12 protein-coding genes are annotated in these 17,316 nt (G+C 69.8%); 9 read left to right on the forward strand and 3 right to left on the reverse strand.

What is annotated here, in order from left to right; genetic code table 11:
• The first annotated feature begins 1 nt into the window (after position 1).
• Genes ACIBG8_RS06275 through ACIBG8_RS06300 form a run of 6 tightly spaced genes read left to right on the forward strand, consistent with a single transcriptional unit; the run spans position 2 to position 7,297 of the window.
• The gene (locus ACIBG8_RS06275) at positions 2-1,180 is read left to right on the forward strand and encodes a M24 family metallopeptidase (RefSeq protein ID WP_397341477.1); all 1,179 of its coding nucleotides are present in this window, start codon (positions 2-4) and stop codon (positions 1,178-1,180) included.
• Positions 1,177-2,034, forward strand: coding sequence for an alpha/beta fold hydrolase (locus ACIBG8_RS06280; protein WP_397341478.1), 858 nt, complete (start codon positions 1,177-1,179; stop codon positions 2,032-2,034). Before ACIBG8_RS06275 ends, ACIBG8_RS06280 begins: the two co-directional genes overlap by 4 nt.
• Entirely contained in the window at positions 2,031-3,143 is a 1,113-nt protein-coding gene (locus ACIBG8_RS06285) for an aromatic ring-hydroxylating dioxygenase subunit alpha (RefSeq protein WP_397341480.1), read from the forward strand. Before ACIBG8_RS06280 ends, ACIBG8_RS06285 begins: the two co-directional genes overlap by 4 nt.
• Entirely contained in the window at positions 3,143-4,333 is a 1,191-nt protein-coding gene (locus ACIBG8_RS06290; RefSeq protein WP_397341481.1) for an NAD(P)/FAD-dependent oxidoreductase, read from the forward strand. The genes ACIBG8_RS06285 and ACIBG8_RS06290 overlap by 1 nt, the downstream gene beginning before the upstream one ends.
• A gap of 2 nt (positions 4,334-4,335) precedes the next feature.
• Positions 4,336-6,129, forward strand: coding sequence for a S9 family peptidase (locus ACIBG8_RS06295; RefSeq protein WP_397341482.1), 1,794 nt, complete (start codon positions 4,336-4,338; stop codon positions 6,127-6,129).
• Positions 6,122-7,297, forward strand: coding sequence for a PucR family transcriptional regulator (locus ACIBG8_RS06300; protein WP_397341483.1), 1,176 nt, complete (start codon positions 6,122-6,124; stop codon positions 7,295-7,297). Before ACIBG8_RS06295 ends, ACIBG8_RS06300 begins: the two co-directional genes overlap by 8 nt.
• Here the strand turns inward: ACIBG8_RS06300 and ACIBG8_RS06305 are convergent.
• Complete coding sequence (locus tag ACIBG8_RS06305; protein WP_397341484.1) at positions 7,257-8,450, reverse strand: multidrug effflux MFS transporter; 1,194 nt, start codon at positions 8,448-8,450, stop codon at positions 7,257-7,259. The two genes, ACIBG8_RS06300 and ACIBG8_RS06305, sit on opposite strands and share 41 nt — an antisense overlap.
• A gap of 41 nt (positions 8,451-8,491) precedes the next feature.
• Between ACIBG8_RS06305 and ACIBG8_RS06310 the strand changes: the two genes are divergently transcribed.
• Positions 8,492-8,767, forward strand: coding sequence for a hypothetical protein (locus ACIBG8_RS06310; protein WP_397341486.1), 276 nt, complete (start codon positions 8,492-8,494; stop codon positions 8,765-8,767).
• 25 nt (positions 8,768-8,792) lie between these two features.
• Here the strand turns inward: ACIBG8_RS06310 and ACIBG8_RS06315 are convergent, their stop codons facing one another.
• The gene (locus tag ACIBG8_RS06315; protein WP_397341487.1) at positions 8,793-11,858 is read right to left on the reverse strand and encodes a Tn3 family transposase; all 3,066 of its coding nucleotides are present in this window, start codon (positions 11,856-11,858) and stop codon (positions 8,793-8,795) included.
• 252 nt (positions 11,859-12,110) lie between these two features.
• Between ACIBG8_RS06315 and ACIBG8_RS06320 the strand changes: the two genes are divergently transcribed.
• Positions 12,111-12,929, forward strand: a complete 819-nt coding sequence (locus tag ACIBG8_RS06320) for a hypothetical protein (protein ID WP_397341488.1) — start codon at positions 12,111-12,113, stop codon at positions 12,927-12,929.
• Positions 12,930-12,951: 22 nt separating this feature from the next.
• Here the strand turns inward: ACIBG8_RS06320 and ACIBG8_RS06325 are convergent, their stop codons facing one another.
• Complete coding sequence (locus ACIBG8_RS06325) at positions 12,952-14,133, reverse strand: tyrosine-type recombinase/integrase (protein WP_397341489.1); 1,182 nt, start codon at positions 14,131-14,133, stop codon at positions 12,952-12,954.
• A 380-nt stretch (positions 14,134-14,513) separates the two neighbouring features.
• Here ACIBG8_RS06325 and ACIBG8_RS06330 point away from each other — a divergent pair, with 380 nt between their 5' ends.
• Positions 14,514-17,165: a LamG-like jellyroll fold domain-containing protein gene (locus ACIBG8_RS06330; protein WP_397341490.1), complete on the forward strand. Its 2,652-nt coding sequence runs from the start codon at positions 14,514-14,516 to the stop codon at positions 17,163-17,165.
• Positions 17,166-17,316 lie beyond the last annotated feature (151 nt).

A 17,316-nucleotide genomic window follows, 5' to 3' on the forward strand; every position in this document is an offset into this window, starting at 1 on the left:
CATGATGGACTTCATCCGCCTGGAGGAGGAACGGCTCGCCCGGCGCCCGGCCGAGCTGCCGTTCGGCCGGGAGGAGTACGCGGCCAGGCTGGCGCTGCTGCGTACGCGGATGGCCGAGAGCGAGCTCGACCTCCTGCTGGTCACCGCGCCGGACAGCATGTGCTGGCTGCACGGCTACGACGCGCGCTGGTACCGCCTGCACTCCTCGACCTCCTTCCCGCCCGCCCACTGCACGGTCGTCCACGCCGACGGGATGTTCCTCATCGAGGTGGCCGAGCACGAGCAGCTGGTCCGGCTGACCTCGTGCGTGGACGACTTCCGCGGCATGGCCGAGACCGAGCTGCTCGCCGACGTCCTGGCCGCGGAACTCGCCGCCCGCGGCTGGACGCGCGGGAGGGCCGGCGTCGAAGGGCAGGGCTCCTGCTGGGAGATGCTGACCACCCGCGGGTACGGCACAGCCGACGCGACCGCGCTGATCCGCCGGGCCCGCCGGATCAAGTCCACCGCCGAGATCGCCATGATCGAGCGCGCCCAGGCCGCCTGCGACGCAGGAGTGACCGAACTCCACCGGCGGGCTCGTCCCGGCATGACCGAGCTGGAAGCCTGGAACGTCTACATGACCGGCATGATCGCCGCGGGCGGTGAGCCCACCGCGATGCACGAGACCGTCGCCGTCGGCCCGCCGATGCCCCTGCTGCACGGCGTCAGCACCCGAAGGAGGATCCAGCCCGGCGACTACTTCCACGTCGACGTCGCCGGGGCCGTGCACCGCTACCACGCGCGCGCTACCCGCCCCTTCTTCGTCGGCGAACCTCCTGCCTGGTTCACCGAGCTGGCGAAGGTCATCGCGGGCGCCTACGACGTGCTCACCGCGACCGCGCGCCCCGGCCTGCCGTTCCGCGACCTGAACCGCGCGATGCGCGACCACTTCGCCGAGGCGGGAGTCGACGGGTGGGCGGGCGGTTACGAGCTCGGGGTCTCGCTGCCGCCCGACTGGGTCGGCGAGTTCGTCTGGTCCAGCCCGGACGAGGACACCGAGGACGTCATCGAGCCGGGACTGGTGACGAACTTCGAGAGCTGCGCGTTCCTCGCGATGGTCGACACCGTCGTGTTCGACGAGAGCGGCGCGCGGCTGCTGTCCACCCTTCCCCGCGACGTCATGACCGTGGAGGCACCGTGATCGTTCCATCCGCTGGACACAAGCTGTTCTGCCAGGTCAGCGGGGAGGGCGACGCGCTGCTCCTCGGGCTGCACGGCGGGCCGGGCGGCGACGGCTGCGCCTACATGGACCCGCTGCACCGGCTGGCCGGACCTGACCGCCGGGTGGTCACCTTCGACCAGCTCGGCACCGCGAGGTCACAGGTGCCGGCCGAGCCGTACCCCTGGAGCGTGGAGCGCGCGGTGGCCGACGTGGAGGCGGTCCGCGCGCACTTCGGGGCCGAGCGGGTCGACCTGCTCGGCCACTCCTGGGGCGGCATGCTGGCCCTGCAGTACACCCTCGACCACCCGGACCGGGTCGGGCGGCTGGTGCTGTCCAACTCGGCGCCGAGCGCGGCGAGGATCACCACGGAGTTCTTCCGTCAGATCATCGACCTGCTCCCGCCGCGCGAGGCCGCCGCGGCGCTGACGGCCGACGCGCTGGGCGATCACGGCGATCCCGCCTTCACCTCGGCCGTCACGCGCTGGCTCGCCGCGTACTCGACCAATTTCCAGGACACCGAGGCGCTCAGCGCGGAGGCGCTGGACCCGGGACCGGCGGGCCTCGGCCTGTGGGGCGACCGCCTGTGGTTCGCCACGGCGGCCCTGCGGGGCTGGGACGTGGAGGAGCGGCTGGCCGAGATCGGCGCGCCGACCCTCGCGATCCACGGCGGCCGGGACATGTCGTCCAAGGAGACCAACCGGGTCCTGGCCGAGGCCATCCCCGGCTGCGAGTGGCTGACCATGAACCGCAACGGCCACGGCATGTTCGACGAGCCCAACGTCGAGGTCTACCTCACGATCGTTGACTCTTTCCTGAAGGGGTGGAACCGATGACCAGCCAGATCATGCGTGACCACATGAAGCGCGGCCTCGGCATGCCGCGCGAGCTGTACCTGTCGCCCGAGCTGTACGAGCGGGAACTGGAGGAGATCTTCAACCGCAGCTGGCTGCTCGCCGCGCACGAGTCGCAGCTGGCCAGGCCCGGCCAGTACGTCACGGTGGAGAGCGGCTTCGAGAGCGTGATCGTCAGCAGGACGCTGGAGGGCGAGCTGGCCGCTGTCCACAACGTGTGCCGCCACCGCGGCGCCCGCCTGCTCGACGCGGGGTGCGGTACGGCCCGGCGACTGGTCTGCCCCTACCACCAGTGGGCCTACAAGCTGGACGGGACCATGCTCGGCGCCGCCAAGATGGCGCCGGACTTCGACAAGGCGCGCTTCCCGCTGAAGCCGGTGCACGTCACGAGCTGGCAGGGGATGGTCTTCGTCAACCTGGCCGAGGACCCGGAGCCGCTGGCCGGCCTGCTGGCGCTGGGCGAGGACGCCATCGCCCCGTTCGACCTGCCCGGCGCCACCGTCGCCCACGAGATCACCTACGACGTGGGGGCCAACTGGAAGCTGGTCTGGGAGAACGCCCAGGAGTGCTACCACTGCAACGTCAACCACCCCGAGCTCATCAGGGCCTTCGACCTGGCCGCGCTCGGCGACTTCGACCTGCGGCGCAGCGACGACATGCGGGTGCAGTCGGCCAGGCTGGGGCTCAAACCGGGCGCGATCTCCCTCACCCTCGACGGTCGGCCCGCCTGCTCGCTGCCCATGCTGACCGGTGATCCGTACACGGTGGCCCTGCACCTCAAGCCCACCTTCGCCGTCGTGTGCTGCCCCGACTACACGGTGATGCTGCGCGAGCGGCCCCTCGCGATCGACCGCACCGAGGTCACCATGACGTGGCTCGTCCGCGCCGGCGCGAAGGAGGGGCGCGACTACGATCTGGACAATCTGATCAAGGTGTGGGACCAGACGAACCTTCAGGACTGGGCGCTGTGCGAGCGCACCCAGCTCGGCGTCCGCTCCCGCTTCTTCGAGCCGGGCCCCCTGTCGGGCGACGAACCGTCCGTGGCCGCCTTCCACCACGCCTACGCGGCGATGCTCTCCGAGGAGAAGTGATGTCAGTAACCGTCGTGGTCGGCGCCGGGATCCTGGGTACCTCCGTGGCCCATCACCTGCTGGAACGCGGCGCGGGCCAGGTGATCGTGGTGGACTCCGGCACTCCGGGCTCGGCCACGTCCGGCGCGGGCGCCGGGTTCGTCGGCCTGTGGGCGGCCGGGTACGCCAACTTCTTCACCGCCGGGGATCTGGAGCTGGAGAAGTACGGCGTGGCCTACTACAGGCATCTTTCTGCGGACATCGACTACCGAGCCAACGGCAACCTCTACGCGGCGACCACCGGCGACGGGCTGCGGAGCTGGGTGGAACCCGTCCTGGACCACCCCCTGGCGCCCGACGGCACGCGTGCCCTTTCCGCCGGTGAGGTCGCCGAGCTCACCGGCGGCGTGCTCGCGGCCGAGAGCGTGGTGGGCGGCGCGCTGCACCCGGGCGGCATCCAGATCAGCGCCGGACGCGCCACCCGCGCGCTCGCCGCCCGCCTGCCCGACGTGCGCCCCTTCACGCGGGTCACCGGCCTGCTCACCTCAGACGGCGCCGTCGTCGGGGTCCGCACCAGCGCGGGCGACCTCGCCGCCGACCGGGTGGTGCTGGCCTGCGGAGCCTGGACCAACGAGCTGCTCGCCGAGGTCGGCTACCGGGTGCCGCTGCTGCGCATGGTCGCCACCCGGGTCCTCTCGCCCGCCTCCGGGGTCTCGTCCTCGATGCCGACGGTCATGGTCCCCGACCTGTTCGGGCTGTGGCTGCGCGAGCACCGGGGCGGGCTCACCTACGGCAACGGCGACGGCTACGCGCCGCTGTTCGAGCTGAACGCCTCGGCGGGCGACGGCGGGCAGCCGCACCGGGAGGAGCTCGTCGACCGGCTGGCCGCCTCCTTGGCGCCGAAGCTGCGCAAGCTGGTGCCGGAGCACGACACCAGCGTCTCCTGGTGGCTGCAGGGCCTGCCGTGCATGACGCCCGACCGGCGCTTCCTGGCCGGACCGGTGCCCGGCGTGGACGGACTCCACGTGCTGGGCGGCGACAACGAGGCCGGGGTGACGCACGGACCAGGGCTCGGGCGCATGCTGGCCGACGTCGTCCTCGACGGCTCCAGCTCCTGGGTGGACCCGTCCCCCTACCGGCTGGACCGGTTCGACCCCGACGGGTATCCGACGGAGCAGTCCGTGCTGGCCGCGATGCCCGCGCGGAGGTAGCCGTGGACTTCGACGCGACGGTCCACGTCGCCGACCTGACCGTCTCGCCCGACGGGCGGCGGCTGGCCTTCACCTCCGAGCGCCGGGTGGCGGTCCTGAACCTCGGCGACGGCGAGCTGTCCCCTGGCGCCTCCGGATCCTGTCCCCGCTGGTCGCCCTCCGGCGACCGGCTGGCCTGGATCACCGAGGACGGCCGGGCCTTCCTCGACGGGCCCGTCGACATCCCCGGAACCGTGGAGTCCCTCGCGTGGTCCCCGGACGGGCGGAAGCTGCTGCTCGTCGTGGCCGAGCCGGGGGCCGAGCTGTCCGACGTCTTCGGGTCGGGGCGGCTGCCCGGCGACGACGACCGCCCGAGCTGGGCGCCCCTCGTGGACGACGGCGGGCACGGCGGGGGACGGCGGCGCGCCTGGATCTACGACCTCGCCGAAGCCTCGGCGCGGTGCGTCTCGGACGCCAACGTCTGGCAGGCGGTCTGGGCGGGCACGCGGATCCTGTGCGTCACCTCGCCGGGACCGAGCGAGTCCGACTGGTACGGCGCGCGGCTCGCACTGCTGGAGCCGCTGACCCCCCTCCTGGAGACCGAGGACCAGGTCGCGGTGCCCGCCGCTTCGCCCTCGGGCGAGCGGCTGTCGGCCGTGGTCGGGGCGATGAGCGACCGCGGCCTCTACGTCGGGCAGCTCACGATCGTGGGCCACGGGGTGGTGGACACCGGCGGGGTGGACGTCACCGACCAGGCGTGGCTGGACGAGGACCGGGTGATCTTCGCCGGGTTGCGCGGCCTGGACACCGTGGTGGGGATCTTCCACCTCGGCACGGGGACCGTCGAGGTCCTGTGGGAGTCCGAGCAGACCTGCGGCGACTACCTGCCCGCGGTGAGCGCCGGTGGCGGCGTCGTCGCCGCGGTGGTGCACAGCTACAGCAGCCCGCCCGCGATCGCGCTCATCGCGGGCGGCAAAGCCGTACCGTGCCTCGAACCCAACGCCCACCTGCCGGACGCCGTGGGAACCCTGGAGCCGGTGCACTGGACGGCGCCCGACGGCACGCCCGTCTCCGGGCTGCTGGCGCTGCCCCCAGGGGCCGGGCCGTACGCGCTCGTCGTGCACGTCCACGGCGGGCCGGTCTGGGCGTGGCGCGACGAGTGGGCGATGCACGGGCCGTACACGCCGCTGCTGGTCGGCGGCGGGTACGCGGTCCTGCACGTCAACATGCGCGGCAGCGCGGGCCACGGCCAGGAGTTCATCCGCGCCGGGCTGCTCGACATGGGCGGCGCGGACGCGAGCGACTTCACCAGCGGCGTCGACGCCCTCGTGGCGGCCGGGCTGGTCGATCCCGCGCGGGTGGGGATCACGGGCAACAGTTACGGCGGCTTCATGGCGGCCTGGCTGGCCGCGACCACCGACCGGTTCGCCGCCGTGGTCGCCCGCTCGCCCGTCACCGACTGGGTGAGCCAGCACCACGCCTCCAACCTGCCCGGCTTCGACCGCCGCTGCCTCAGCGGCGATCCGCTCGACGCCGCCTCCGCCTACCGGGCGAGAAGCCCGCTGTACCTGGCCGACCAGGTGCGGGCACCCATGATGCTCATGGCCGGGGCCCAGGACCTCGCCACGCCGCCCGAGCAGGCCGCCATGTTCCACCGCGCCCTGATCGAACACGGCCGCGCGAGCACCCTGGTGATCTACCCCGAGGAGGGGCATGGCGTCCGTCAGCAGGCGGCGCTGGCCGACCAGTGCGCCCGCATGCTGGCCTTCTTCGACCGGCACATGCCCGCCGTTGGTAGAGACTGGGCAGGTGAGTGACCTGCAACGCCTCACCGACCGGGTCGGCGAACAGCTCGCCCGGTCGGTCGCCATCGACGACCCGCAGATGCGGCTGCAGTCGCACAGCCCGCACTACGGCGCCGTGGACGATCAACGGCTGGCCTCGATCCTGCACAGGAGGGCCAACCCGGAAGCCATCGCGTGGGCGCGCAAGAACGGCGCGCACCAGGCCACCGGCTGGATGCGGCTGCCCGCCAACCCCGAGTTCGGCATGATGAGCCGGGTCTGCGTGCCCATCCGCTTCCGCGACCTGCACCTGGGCTACCTGTGGCTCATCGACGCCGACGAGACGCTGACCGCGGAGGAGATCGCGGTCGCCGTACGCGCGGCGGACGAGGCGGCCAACATCCTCTACCGCGACGGGCTGCTCAACAACCTCCAGCGCGCCCGCGAGCGGGAACTGCTGCGCGACCTGCTCGACGACGACCCGGCGGTACGTGCCCAGGCCGTCAGCGGCCTCGCCGAGGACGCGGTGATGGACATCGCACGCCCGGTCGTCGTCCTCGTCCTGGACACCTCGGACCCCGTCGACCACGCGGAAGCCGCCGACCTGTCGCTCGTGCACGCCCGGCGGCAGCTCCCGATCAGGCGCGGCCTGCACCTCGTCCGGCCGGACCACGGCATCCTGGTCGTCGCCGTCGACCGCGACACCAGGCCGGCGGAGCTGGCGGGACGGATCAAGGCCGACTACGAGCGGGGCCTGCGGCGCGCCGGGGCGCGGGTCGGCATCGGCACCCAGGTCACCCGCCTGGCCGACGCCCACCAGTCCTACCGGCAGGCCCAGCAGGCCACCCGAATCGGCCGGGTCCTGGGGCTGGACGGCATCGTCGAATGGTCGGAGCTGGGGATCTACCGCATGCTTGCCGAGCTGCCCTTCCAGCAGATCAACCTCGACCTGCTGCACCCGGCGCTGGGCAAGCTGGCCGAGCGCGAGGAGCTGCTCCACACGCTGGAGGTCTTCCTCGACCTGGCCGGAGACATCAGGGCCACCTCGGAACAGCTCGTCATCCACCGCACCACGCTCTACCACCGCCTGGTGAAGATCGAGGAGATCGGCGAGGTCAGCCTCAAGAAGGGCACCGACCGCCTGGCCCTCCACCTCGGGCTCAAACTCGGACACCTGTCCGGGCGGTTCTCGATCGGGTGAGGAGGGCCAGGGCGGTCAGGGTGGCGATGATCACTGCCAGGAGCAGGTCGCTGCCGAGCCCGGCCAGCGGCGCGACCAGCCCCCCGATGACGAACTGCGCCAGGCCGAGCAGCGCCGACGCGCTGCCGGTGGCCTCGGGCGGGCAGGTCGACAGCGCCAGGGACACGCTGTTGGGGAGGGTCACCCCGATCGAGGCGACGACCAGGAAGAACCCGGCGAGCAGCGGCCACAGGCCCAGTCCCAGCAGCACCGAGCCCAGGACGACCGCCCCACCGGCGAACGCGACCACCAGCCCGGCCGTCAGGAGCGTCTCTGGCCGGTAGCGGGTGAGCCGCGAGGAAAGCTGACCGGCCAGGACGATGCCGAGCCCGTTGGCGGCGAAGACCACGCTGAAGGTCAGGGGCGAGAGCCCGTGCAGGTCCTGCAGCACGAAGGGCGAGCCGCCGATGTAGGCGAACATCGCGGCGAACGACAGGCCGGAGGTGAGAGCGTATCCGGCGAAGGTCCGGTCGGACCCCACCCTCAGCAGGGTACGCAGCAGCGGTGCGTCGCTGCGCCGCCGTACCGTCTCAGGGAGCAGCAGCGTGGCGGCCAGAAGGAGCGTCCCGACCGAGGTGACGGCCAGGAACAGGCCGCGCCAGGAGCTCCACTGCATCAGCAGCCCGCCGGCCAGCGGGGACAGGATGGGCGCGATCCCGCTGATCTGCATCAGCGTGCTGAAGAAGCGGGCGGCGGCGCGCCCCTCGTACAGGTCGCTGACGACGGCTCGGGCGATCACGATCGCCGCGCCCCCGGCCAGGCCCTGCAGCAGCCTGGCCGCGATGAGGGCGCCGGGCGACGGCGCGACCGCGCACAGCAGGGAGGCGAGCGCGTAGAGCACGAGCCCGACCAGCAGCGGGCGGCGGCGGCCGTGCCGGTCGCTGAGCGGGCCGGCGACGGCCTGGCCGAGGGCGAGCCCGACCAGGCAGGCCGTCAGGGTGAGCTGGATCGTCGAAGGGCTGGCGGCCAGGTCGCGCCCGAGTTGGGGCAGTGCGGGCAGGTACAGGTCGATGGAGAGCGGGCCGAGCGCGGTCAGCGCCCCGAGCAGGACGACGAGCCCCCGGGCGGCTGGCGTCCCAGTACTAGTGGAACGACCAGCCGGGGTTACTGTCACACTATTTGACACTAGGTCTCTGACCAGGCCACTCTTGCGTTGTGGCGGATTCTGAGGGTGTGGCGTTCCTGCGGTCGGATGTTGCCCGGTTCTGCGGTGAGATCGTTGATCTAGCGCCCGCGGTACGGCTGGCGCGGCTGGCGGAGCTGCGGGCGATGCTCGAGGAGGTCACCGCGCAGGCGATGGCCGCGGCGATGGCGGACGCCCGCGGCGAGAGGTGGGGGCTGCGCCGGATCGGCAAGCACGCCGGGGTCTCCCATGAACAGGTCCGCCGCATGCTGGTGCCGCCCGAGGCGCAGCCCGCCACGCCGGGGTGAAGCCGGTGGCGCGGCTCAGCGGGGGTTACTGGCCGGGCGGGGGTGTGCGCAGCGGGCGCAGGGCGCCGCCGCGGATGATCTCCGGCAAAGCGAAGTTGTAGCGCCCCAAGAAATTGAAATGCTCAAATCCCAGCGGGGAAAGCCGGGCGATGTCGGCGGCAGCTATGTTCTTTCCATCGGCGCGGATTTGATCCAGCGCGCGAGCCGTATAGACCGTGTTCCACAGAATACAGACGTTGGTCATGAAGCCCAACGTGCCTAGCTGATCTTCCTGGCCTTCTTTGTATTTCTGCCGGAGTTCGCCTTTCTGGCCGTGGAAGATTTTCCGGGCCAGGGTGTGACGGGATTCTTGGCGGTTGAGCTGAGTTTGCACACGGCGGCGCAGGAGTTCGTCGTCGAAGTAGCAGGCCAGGTAGGTGGAGCGATCCAGCTTGCCCAGCTCCATCAGCGCCCGGCCGATCGGGGTGGGCGTGCCGCCGCCGGCGAAGTAGCGAAACAGCTCGCTGGCCTTGACCGCGCCGGTGGACAGGGAGGCGGCGACGCGTAGCAGGTCATCCCAGTTGTCGCGGATGAGGCCGAGGTTGACCCGGCTGCGGATCAGGCCCTCCAGGCGCCCGTAGTGGGCGGCGGGGTCGGCCCGGAAGAGAGTGGCGCTGCCGACGTCGGCCAGGCGCGGGGAGAACTGCCAGCCCAGCAGCCGGAAGATGCCGAAGGCGATTTCGGAGGCGCCTGAGGTGTCGGAGGCGATTTCGGTCGGCTTCAGCGATGTCTCCTGCTCCAGCAATCCTTCCAGGATGTAGTACCAGTCCTTCGGCGTGCCCGGGATCACGATGCCGTGAAAGCCAGTGAATTGATCGGAGGTGAAGTTGTAGTACGTGACGCCCTTGGCCCCCTTTCCTTTCCCCCAGTATTTGGTGTTGGGACCGGCGTTGATGGTTTTCACCGGGACGACGAAACGCAGGCCGTCGGCGGAGGCCAATTCGCCGCCGCCCCAGGCTTTTACCAGATCCAGGTTGGAGTGGTAGTCCACCAGGGCAGCGTTGGCGGCGGTGAGGGTGGCCGCTCTCAGGTAGTTCTGCTCCACCCAGAACAGCCGGTCCAGGGCGAGCGCCGGATCACCGTCGCAGACCATCGGCCGCATCCCGACGTTCATACTCTGCGCGACCAGGACGGCGGCGATCGAGGTGAGCATGTCCTGTTTGCGGGAGGGCGAGTCGCCGGACAGGTGGGTGAAGTGGTCCAGGCAGCCGGTCCAGGCGTGCACTTCCAGCAGTGCCTCGGGCAGGTCGACGATGGGGATGCGGGCGTCGACGTCGGCGCGCAGGGCGGTCAGCGTGGCGGGCTCGTCCAGGCGGTCCAGGCCGGTCAAGACCAGGCGGTCCTTGCCGCTCTCGTCCTTTTCCAGGCGCACCCAGTCGTTTTGGCCGTCCTCATCACCGGACAGGCCCGCGGCGAGTTGTTTGTAGGCGTGGTCCAGGGTGGTGGCCCAGCGCTGCACGTCGTGCTCGGGGTCGGGTGACAGGCTCAGCTCCTCGCAGATGATCGGGCGGGCCTTCTCCCAGGCGTCGCCGGTCAGCAGCCCGGCGGTCGGGTCGCCCCATTTGCGTAGGCCCGGCACGAACACCTCGTGGCGGCGCAACGACTCGCGCAGCCGCTCGACCGCGGCCAGGGTGTAGGCCTGCTTGTCGAAGGTGCCGGCGTGTTCGCCGCGTTTGGGGAAGACCCGCCGGTGCCAGGCGGAGGTCAGGAATCCCGAGGGGACCTCTTCGGGGGCGATGTCGGCACGGCGGCGTTCGATCGCGCGCAGGAAGTCGATCGCCTCCAGCACCTCGTGACCGGCCCGCACGCCCTGGCCAGGCGCCTCGGCGGCAGCGCCGGCGTCGAAGTCGAGGTGCTTGAGCAGCTTGGGCAGGAAGCGCCGCACGGTGGAGTAGCGCTCGGTCAGCTCCTCGTGCAGGTGCTCGTCCGGTTCGCGGGCGATGTCGGCCACGACGTCGGCGGCGGCGTGGATGGCGGCGAGGTCCATCTGCTCCAGGGCGGCGCGGATGTCGGCTTCGGGGTGCTGGGCGACAGAACAGATCGTGATCCACACCTCGCGCAGCATGATCGCCGCACCGTCGAGGTCTTTGATCGTGCGGATGCGTTCCTTGTTGGCCTTGAAGGTCGCGGTGCGCAGCAGGTCGCCGACGACCAGGTCGAACACCTCGATCGCCTCATCGGCTGAGGTCGGCTCCATCACCTGGGCGAAGGCCACCAGGGTGGCCAGCTTGCGGTCCCCGCCCAGGGCGTCGACGGCCTGGGCGCGGGCGGCATTGGCGAAGCGGGCCAGCGCGGCGATCTTGCCCGGCGGGATGGCCGACAGGTCCCAGGTGGTGGCGCCCAGGGCGCGCAGGTCCAGGTGCCGGTCGATGGCCTTGGCCACGCCGCCGCCGCTGACGTCGGTGGGGCTGCGCCGCAGCCGGTCCAGCTTGGAGACCCGGCGGCCCTCTTCCACCACGACCAGCTCCTCCAGGACGCGCCGCTGGCCGGGGCTGGGGGCGGCGGCCAGCAGCCGGTACTGGCGCAACGCCGCCCGCTCGCGCAGCCCGGCGATCATTCGCTCCAAGGTGGTGACGCCGGGCAGCAGGATCTTGGCCTCCACCAGGCGGTGGGTGACCAGGTCGAACAGCACGATGGGGCGTTCGCTGCCGTTCCACACCCGGCGATACACCCAGCGGGCCAAGGCGAACCACTGCTCGAACTCGAAGGCGGTGTAGCCGTGGGCTTCTCGGATCAGTTTCTGGTGATCCCAGCGCGCCTCCTTCTCCCCGTACCCCTTCAGATCGGCCGCATCCAGGCCGAGCTGCTCGGCGACGTAGTCGACGACCACCGCTGGTGCGTCGCTCGGGTCGAGGAGGAAGGTGCCGAGAAAACGCACGGTTCCCAGTTGAAGGGCGTAGCCGATTTGGTTGCGGGCTCCGTTGGCGGCCATCGCCTCGCGCCGGTCGACGGCGTCCAGGTGGAAGAAGGCGCCCAGCTGGGCGGGGTCGGGGACGCCGTTGAAGACTGCCCATCGGCTGCGTTGTTCCTCGGACAGGAAGTTGACCGGCATGAGGTTCCCTCCTCGACACGCCGGGGCGCCCCACCACGCTGGCGTGATGGGGCGCCCCGGACGCACCAGCGGCCCGATCGAGTGATCGACTTGGCTGGTTAGGTGCGCAATTGTGCCAGTCTCACGGCTGCATGATCGCCGCTGTCAGGGCCTGCCGGGCTGAGGCCGGAGCGCACCGCGACCGACGGCGCGATCCGTGACGCCCTCGATCTGGCGGTTGCTTTTGCCGGGGCGGTCTTTATCGTCGAGATCATGGCAGCCCGTCGCAATCCGAAGAAGGACAAGTCCGCCCGGCGGCGCCGCCCTGAGCGCCGTCCGGCGTCTTCGGGCAGGCGGGTGCGGATGGGCATGGAGACGGTCACCACCTTGATGCTGAACGCCGAGGCGGAGGCGTTGCCGTTGATCGGCGTGGCCGCGGTGTGGCTGTGGAATGTCGCCGAAGACGGCGAAGGTGCCGCCTACTGCGTAGACGGCTGCCTGACCTTGCACTACGCCCTGGCTGAGTTCGGGATCGCCTCGCGGGTGGAAGCGGTGATCTTGGAGATGGAGGGCAACGGCTCGCACACCCTGTACGGCGGCGATGGCCCCAGTTACAACGCCAACGGCACCTTCAACGGTCACGCCGTCCTGGTGGTCCCCGATGCCCACCGCTTCCTGGACCCGACCCTGCAGCAGTACGCCGAGGTTCCCGAGACCGAGGAGGCCACGGGGCCGTTGATGGCCAGGCTGCCCGCCGGGGTGAGCCTGGGCACCGCCGTGCTGGAGGTGGCGCGCAGTGGTCACCGGGTGCGCTACCACCCTGTACCGGAGCACCTGCGCGAGGCCTGGCGCAACCCCGCGATCACCGCGAACGAGGCGGCCTACCGGCAGGCGGGCGCGAACCTGGCGGCGAACGTGTTCGACATGCTGCGCACCGAGTTCTTCCGCGACAAGATCCTCGCCGCGCCCTACCCCCGGCTGCACCGCCTGCTGCAGGCGCTGGGCGAGGCCAAGTCGAGCGCCGACGGCAACGGCTACCGCTTCCGGCCGGCAGGCGCAGCCTCGGATGTTCGCCTGGCTGACATCCGCTGACGCCCGCCCGCACCGCCCCGAGTCACAGGTCTTCGACGTAGCTGGCGGCGATCTCCTCGGGCGGGTTGGTGTACAGCTTCAGGTACCGCTCGTTGGCGTGGCCCAGGCGTCGTTCCAGCTCGGCCCGGTTGTGGCCGGAGGCTTGAGAGAGCAAGTAGGCGAAGGTGTGGCGCAGATCGTGTGGGCGCAGCACGCCGAGCTGCCGGTCGCCGCCGACCACCTGCAGGTCGTGGATGGCGCCGATTTCACCGACGATGGTGTTGATCGAGCGCGGCGACAGGCGCCCGTCGGGCTGGCGGGCGGCGATGGAGGAGGCCGCCAGGAACAGCGCGGTGGAATCAGGCGCGAGGTCGCCGCCGCGTTCGTGCTGCAGGTAGTCGGCCAGCGCGGTGCGGGCGTCGCGGCCGAGGAAGACGCTGCGGGTGGTACGGCCCTTGCCGCGCACCCCGGTCAGCTTGGCCTTCTTCGCCCGGCGCAGTTGTTCGGGCTCTCGCGGCTGCAGCTGGGTCAGATCCAGGCCGGCGATCTCGGCGCGGCGCAGCCCGGTGCCGAGCATGGTGTGCACGATGGCGCGATCCCGCAGCGGCCGGGCGTGCCGGTGCGTGGCAGCAGCGGCGCCACGGCTCGCGCCGCCGCGGTGGCGGCGGCCGTTCAGCTGGTGGAAGGACTCCAGCCGGTCCAGCACGTTCTTGACGGTGCGCACCTGGGCGGCGTTCAGCGCGCGCACCTCGGGGGCGGGCAAGCGCAGCGGCTCGACCCGCTTGCTCGGATCACCGCCCGGCAGCAGCGCGGCCGGGGCGTGCGCGCTGATCCAGGAGAACAGGGCCGAGGCGTGGGCGAGGTGGTTGTTGACCGTCGCTGGCGCCATGGCGGCCGCGCTGCCGTCTTTTCGCTGCCATCCGGCGGCGGCCAGGTGATCGCGCCAGGCGGCGAGTTCGCGGGCGGTGATCGCCGAGACGCGCTCGTGCCCGAGCCCGGAGCCGATCCAGGCGCGCAGCCGCTGCAGATGACGGCTGATCTTCGCGGTCACCTCGGCCGAGCGCACTCCGCGCACCGCGAGATCGAGGTAGCGCTCGACCCACACCCCAAGATCGTCATCAGTCGGATCGAGCTCCCCGGACAGCCCGACAACCTTTCCTGAAGTGAATTTGCGCCGATCCTGCCCATCGGCCGAAACAGCCGAGCTGGGCGTCTGCGAAGGCATGCGACCAGTTTACTTCACGGAAGGGCTGTTTCCTGAAGTGAACTGACGCGCGTGCGTTCGGTTCCCGGTTCCGAGTTTGAGGTCCTGGGATCATCTCGGCCGAAATCGAGCCCTCCTTCGAAGCATTTCCAGCTCAGAGCCTTGATCGTTTCTGGCCATCCGCCGTCCCGGCAGGCGCCGCGAAGGTGTAAATAAACCTAAATAAGATCTTCATGTAGCTTAGTAGCGCTTTGTCCGTTATTTACCTAATCGGGGTCTTGGTGAGGCTTCCCTTCCGCTACGACCGGCCGCTCCTCCGCTGGAGGCGCGTCGGCGTCGTTGCGACAACATCCGCCTGCGTGGCGGCCTTGTGTCTAGTACCTGCCCATGCCGCTCTCGGCGTGGCGCACGACTCTGTGATCAATCCTTCTCCTCGCCCGGCCCCTGAGCCGCTGGCGGAAGTGGCGGCTGTGCGGACCGCCCACACGCAGGGCAAACCGGTCAGCGTACCGTCTCTTACCAGCGAGACGAGCTCTACTGTCGCCAACCCGGACGGCACGCTGACCAGCACCGTCACGGCGGCCCCCACCCGAGTCAGGCAAGGTGGGACCTGGAAGCAGATCGATACGACGCTCATCAACCAGGGAGGGGTGATCAAACCACGGCTGACCTTGACCGATGTCCAATTCTCCGCCGGTGGCGAGGCGCCGATGGCCAGCATGAAGTTCGGCGGGGGCAAGAGGTATGAGGTCCGATGGCCGACACTCCTCCCGGCTCCTGAACTTCGGGGCGATACAGCGATCTACCACGACGTTCTGCCCGGCGCGGACCTCGAGGTCATCGCCCTGGCTGAGGGCTTTACCCACAACCTGGTGCTTCGCAAGCGGCCTACAGCCCCCTTGGAGTTGAAGTTTGCCGTCGTCAGCCCGGGGCTTCGTCTGTCCAAGGACGCTCAGGGAAACATCGAGCTTCGCGATCTGGGTGGCGAGCTCGTTGCCGCCGTCCCCGCACCGATGATGTGGGATTCAACTAAGACGGGTGTGAGTCGCGGCTCTCAGGCCTCCCGGCTCCCCGGCAAGTATCAAGCAAGAGTCGCAACGGAAGTAGTTAGCCACGGAGACAGAGCCGATCTCGTTCTCAGGCCAGATCCGGTATTTCTCGCCAACCGCGATATCACATATCCGGTTGTTGTCGACCCGACCGCCAGCCTTCCGAGCCAGGTGGATACGTACGTCATGAGCTGGAACAGCGGCGCGGGCTATAACAAGCAAGCTCTTTTCGCGGGGAGGACGGCTTATTGGGACAATGCCAGCCAGTCAGATGTCGAGGTTCTGCAACGGTCCTACGTCCGGTTTGATCTGGCACAGCTCGTAGGCAAGCGCATCAGTGACGCGGTATTGCAGCTCGATCTCAACAACGCGAGCAGCCGCGACCTCGGTTCTTCCGGTCTGCAGGCCCGCCGGGTCACCGGTTCCTGGAGTGAGTCGACGCTGACCTGGTCCAAGCAGCCGACGTCGACGACCGAGGGTGCCGCCACCGGGCGCGGCTGGCCTGTCTGGGCGGGCGGCACCGATCAATTCGTCACCCTCTCGCTAACCGGCATGGCACAGAAGTGGGCCGACGGCACTGCTAACAATGGCATCGTTCTACAGAACGCGGTCGACCCAGGGCCTGGAGTCCGACAAAATTGGATCTTCTGTTCCATGGAGTGCTCGCAATCTTCGAGCTCGCTATACCCGCCAACTCTGGTCGTGACGTACAACGCCCCTCCGGCGACGCCCTCAAGCTTGGGAACCTCACCGTCGGTTCCGTGTGTAGACATTCCCTATGAGCTGCCGACAATGACCACCACCACGCCCACCCTCAAGGCGACCATCTCCGACCCGGATGCCAACAATGTCTCGGCCCGGTTCGAGTGGTGGAATACCGTCAACAACTCCATGGTCGGGTTCAAGGAAACAACTCTCGCGGTCCAAGGCCTCCACTCCGCGCAGATTCCTTCGGGAGCCTTCGCAGATGGCACGACGGTCTCGTGGCGGGTGCAGGCCAAGGATTCTGTTGGGGAGGTAGGCTCCTGGAGCCCCTGGTGCTCCTTCGTGCTCGATACCCAACCGCCGGCCAAGCCGCCCCTGGTGACTTCGACCGACTTCCCCGAGAACCAGAGCGGAAGTCCAGTGGGCCAGAATGGCAGCTTCACTTTCGCCGCCAATGGCCAGAGCAAGGTCCTGGCCTACGCCTGGGCTGTTGACAACCCCGACCCGCAGCAGCGTGTTGATGCCGCGACCCCCGGATCATCGGTCACTGTGTCGTATACGCCGACCGCCGAAGGCGCGCACACCCTGTCGGTCGTCGCCATCGACAAGGCTGGTCGTCGCTCACCGCGCGCCGACTACCGTTTCCAGGCCGCGCGCGCTAACCCGCTCCCACTGGTGAACCTGTCATTCGACGACGGCGATGGCACAGTGGCCTTGGACTCCTCCAGCAATCACAACAACGCCACGCTCAAGGGTGGCGCGACCTGGAGTGTCGAGGGCAAGGTCGGCGGATACGGTCTGGCGCTGGATGGCGGCAACGGGAGCTCAGCTGAAACCGAGCGCACGGTACTGCGTACGGACGCGAGTTACACCGTCGGCACCTGGGTCAAGCTCACCGATGCCACCCGCTCAGTCACAGCCGTCAGCCAGGACGGCGCACAGACCAGCGGATTCGTTCTGGGCTTCGACGCCGCAGCCAACCGGTGGAAGTTCACCCCGACCCCAGCCACGGGGACCGCAATCGGAGTGCCATCCACATCGGCCCCGCAGACGGGCGTCTGGACGCATCTAGCCGGGGTCTTCGACGCTGCCGCAGGCAAAGCTCGCCTGTACGTCAACGGCGTTCTCCAGGGCGATACAGCCTTCACCGCACCGATCGTCACCAACGGCGCCATGGCCATCGGCCGCAACCAATCGACAGGCTCGCCTGGCCAGTTCTGGCAAGGCGATCTCGACGAGGTCATCGCCTATCAACGTGTGCTGTCTGACCAAGAGATCAGCCAGATGTCGGCTGGCTAGCGCGTCGCCGAATCGAATGATCAGTGCCTGTGGCCCATCGACCGCCCGGTCGATGGGCCACAGGCGTTAAGGACTCCGCGGAAGGGTCAGACGGCGATCGCCGCTCCGCCCCGGCCGGCAGATCGTCGTGATCGCCGGGTCGGTTCTGCCA

This window comes from Nonomuraea sp. NPDC050556 (assembly GCF_044457355.1).
Classification (GTDB): Bacteria; Actinomycetota; Actinomycetes; order Streptosporangiales; family Streptosporangiaceae; genus Nonomuraea.

Excerpts from the sequence above, each read along its gene's own strand:
- ACIBG8_RS06315 (WP_397341487.1), bottom strand. The coding sequence starts at position 11,858 with ATGCCGGTCAACTTCCTGTCCGAGGAACAACGCAGCCGATGGGCAGTC.
- ACIBG8_RS06320 (WP_397341488.1), top strand. The coding sequence starts at position 12,111 with ATGGCAGCCCGTCGCAATCCGAAGAAGGACAAGTCCGCCCGGCGGCGC.
- ACIBG8_RS06290 (WP_397341481.1), top strand. The coding sequence starts at position 3,143 with ATGTCAGTAACCGTCGTGGTCGGCGCCGGGATCCTGGGTACCTCCGTG.
- ACIBG8_RS06325 (WP_397341489.1), bottom strand. The coding sequence starts at position 14,133 with ATGCCTTCGCAGACGCCCAGCTCGGCTGTTTCGGCCGATGGGCAGGAT.
- ACIBG8_RS06285 (WP_397341480.1), top strand. The coding sequence starts at position 2,031 with ATGACCAGCCAGATCATGCGTGACCACATGAAGCGCGGCCTCGGCATG.
- ACIBG8_RS06275 (WP_397341477.1), top strand. The coding sequence starts at position 2 with ATGATGGACTTCATCCGCCTGGAGGAGGAACGGCTCGCCCGGCGCCCG.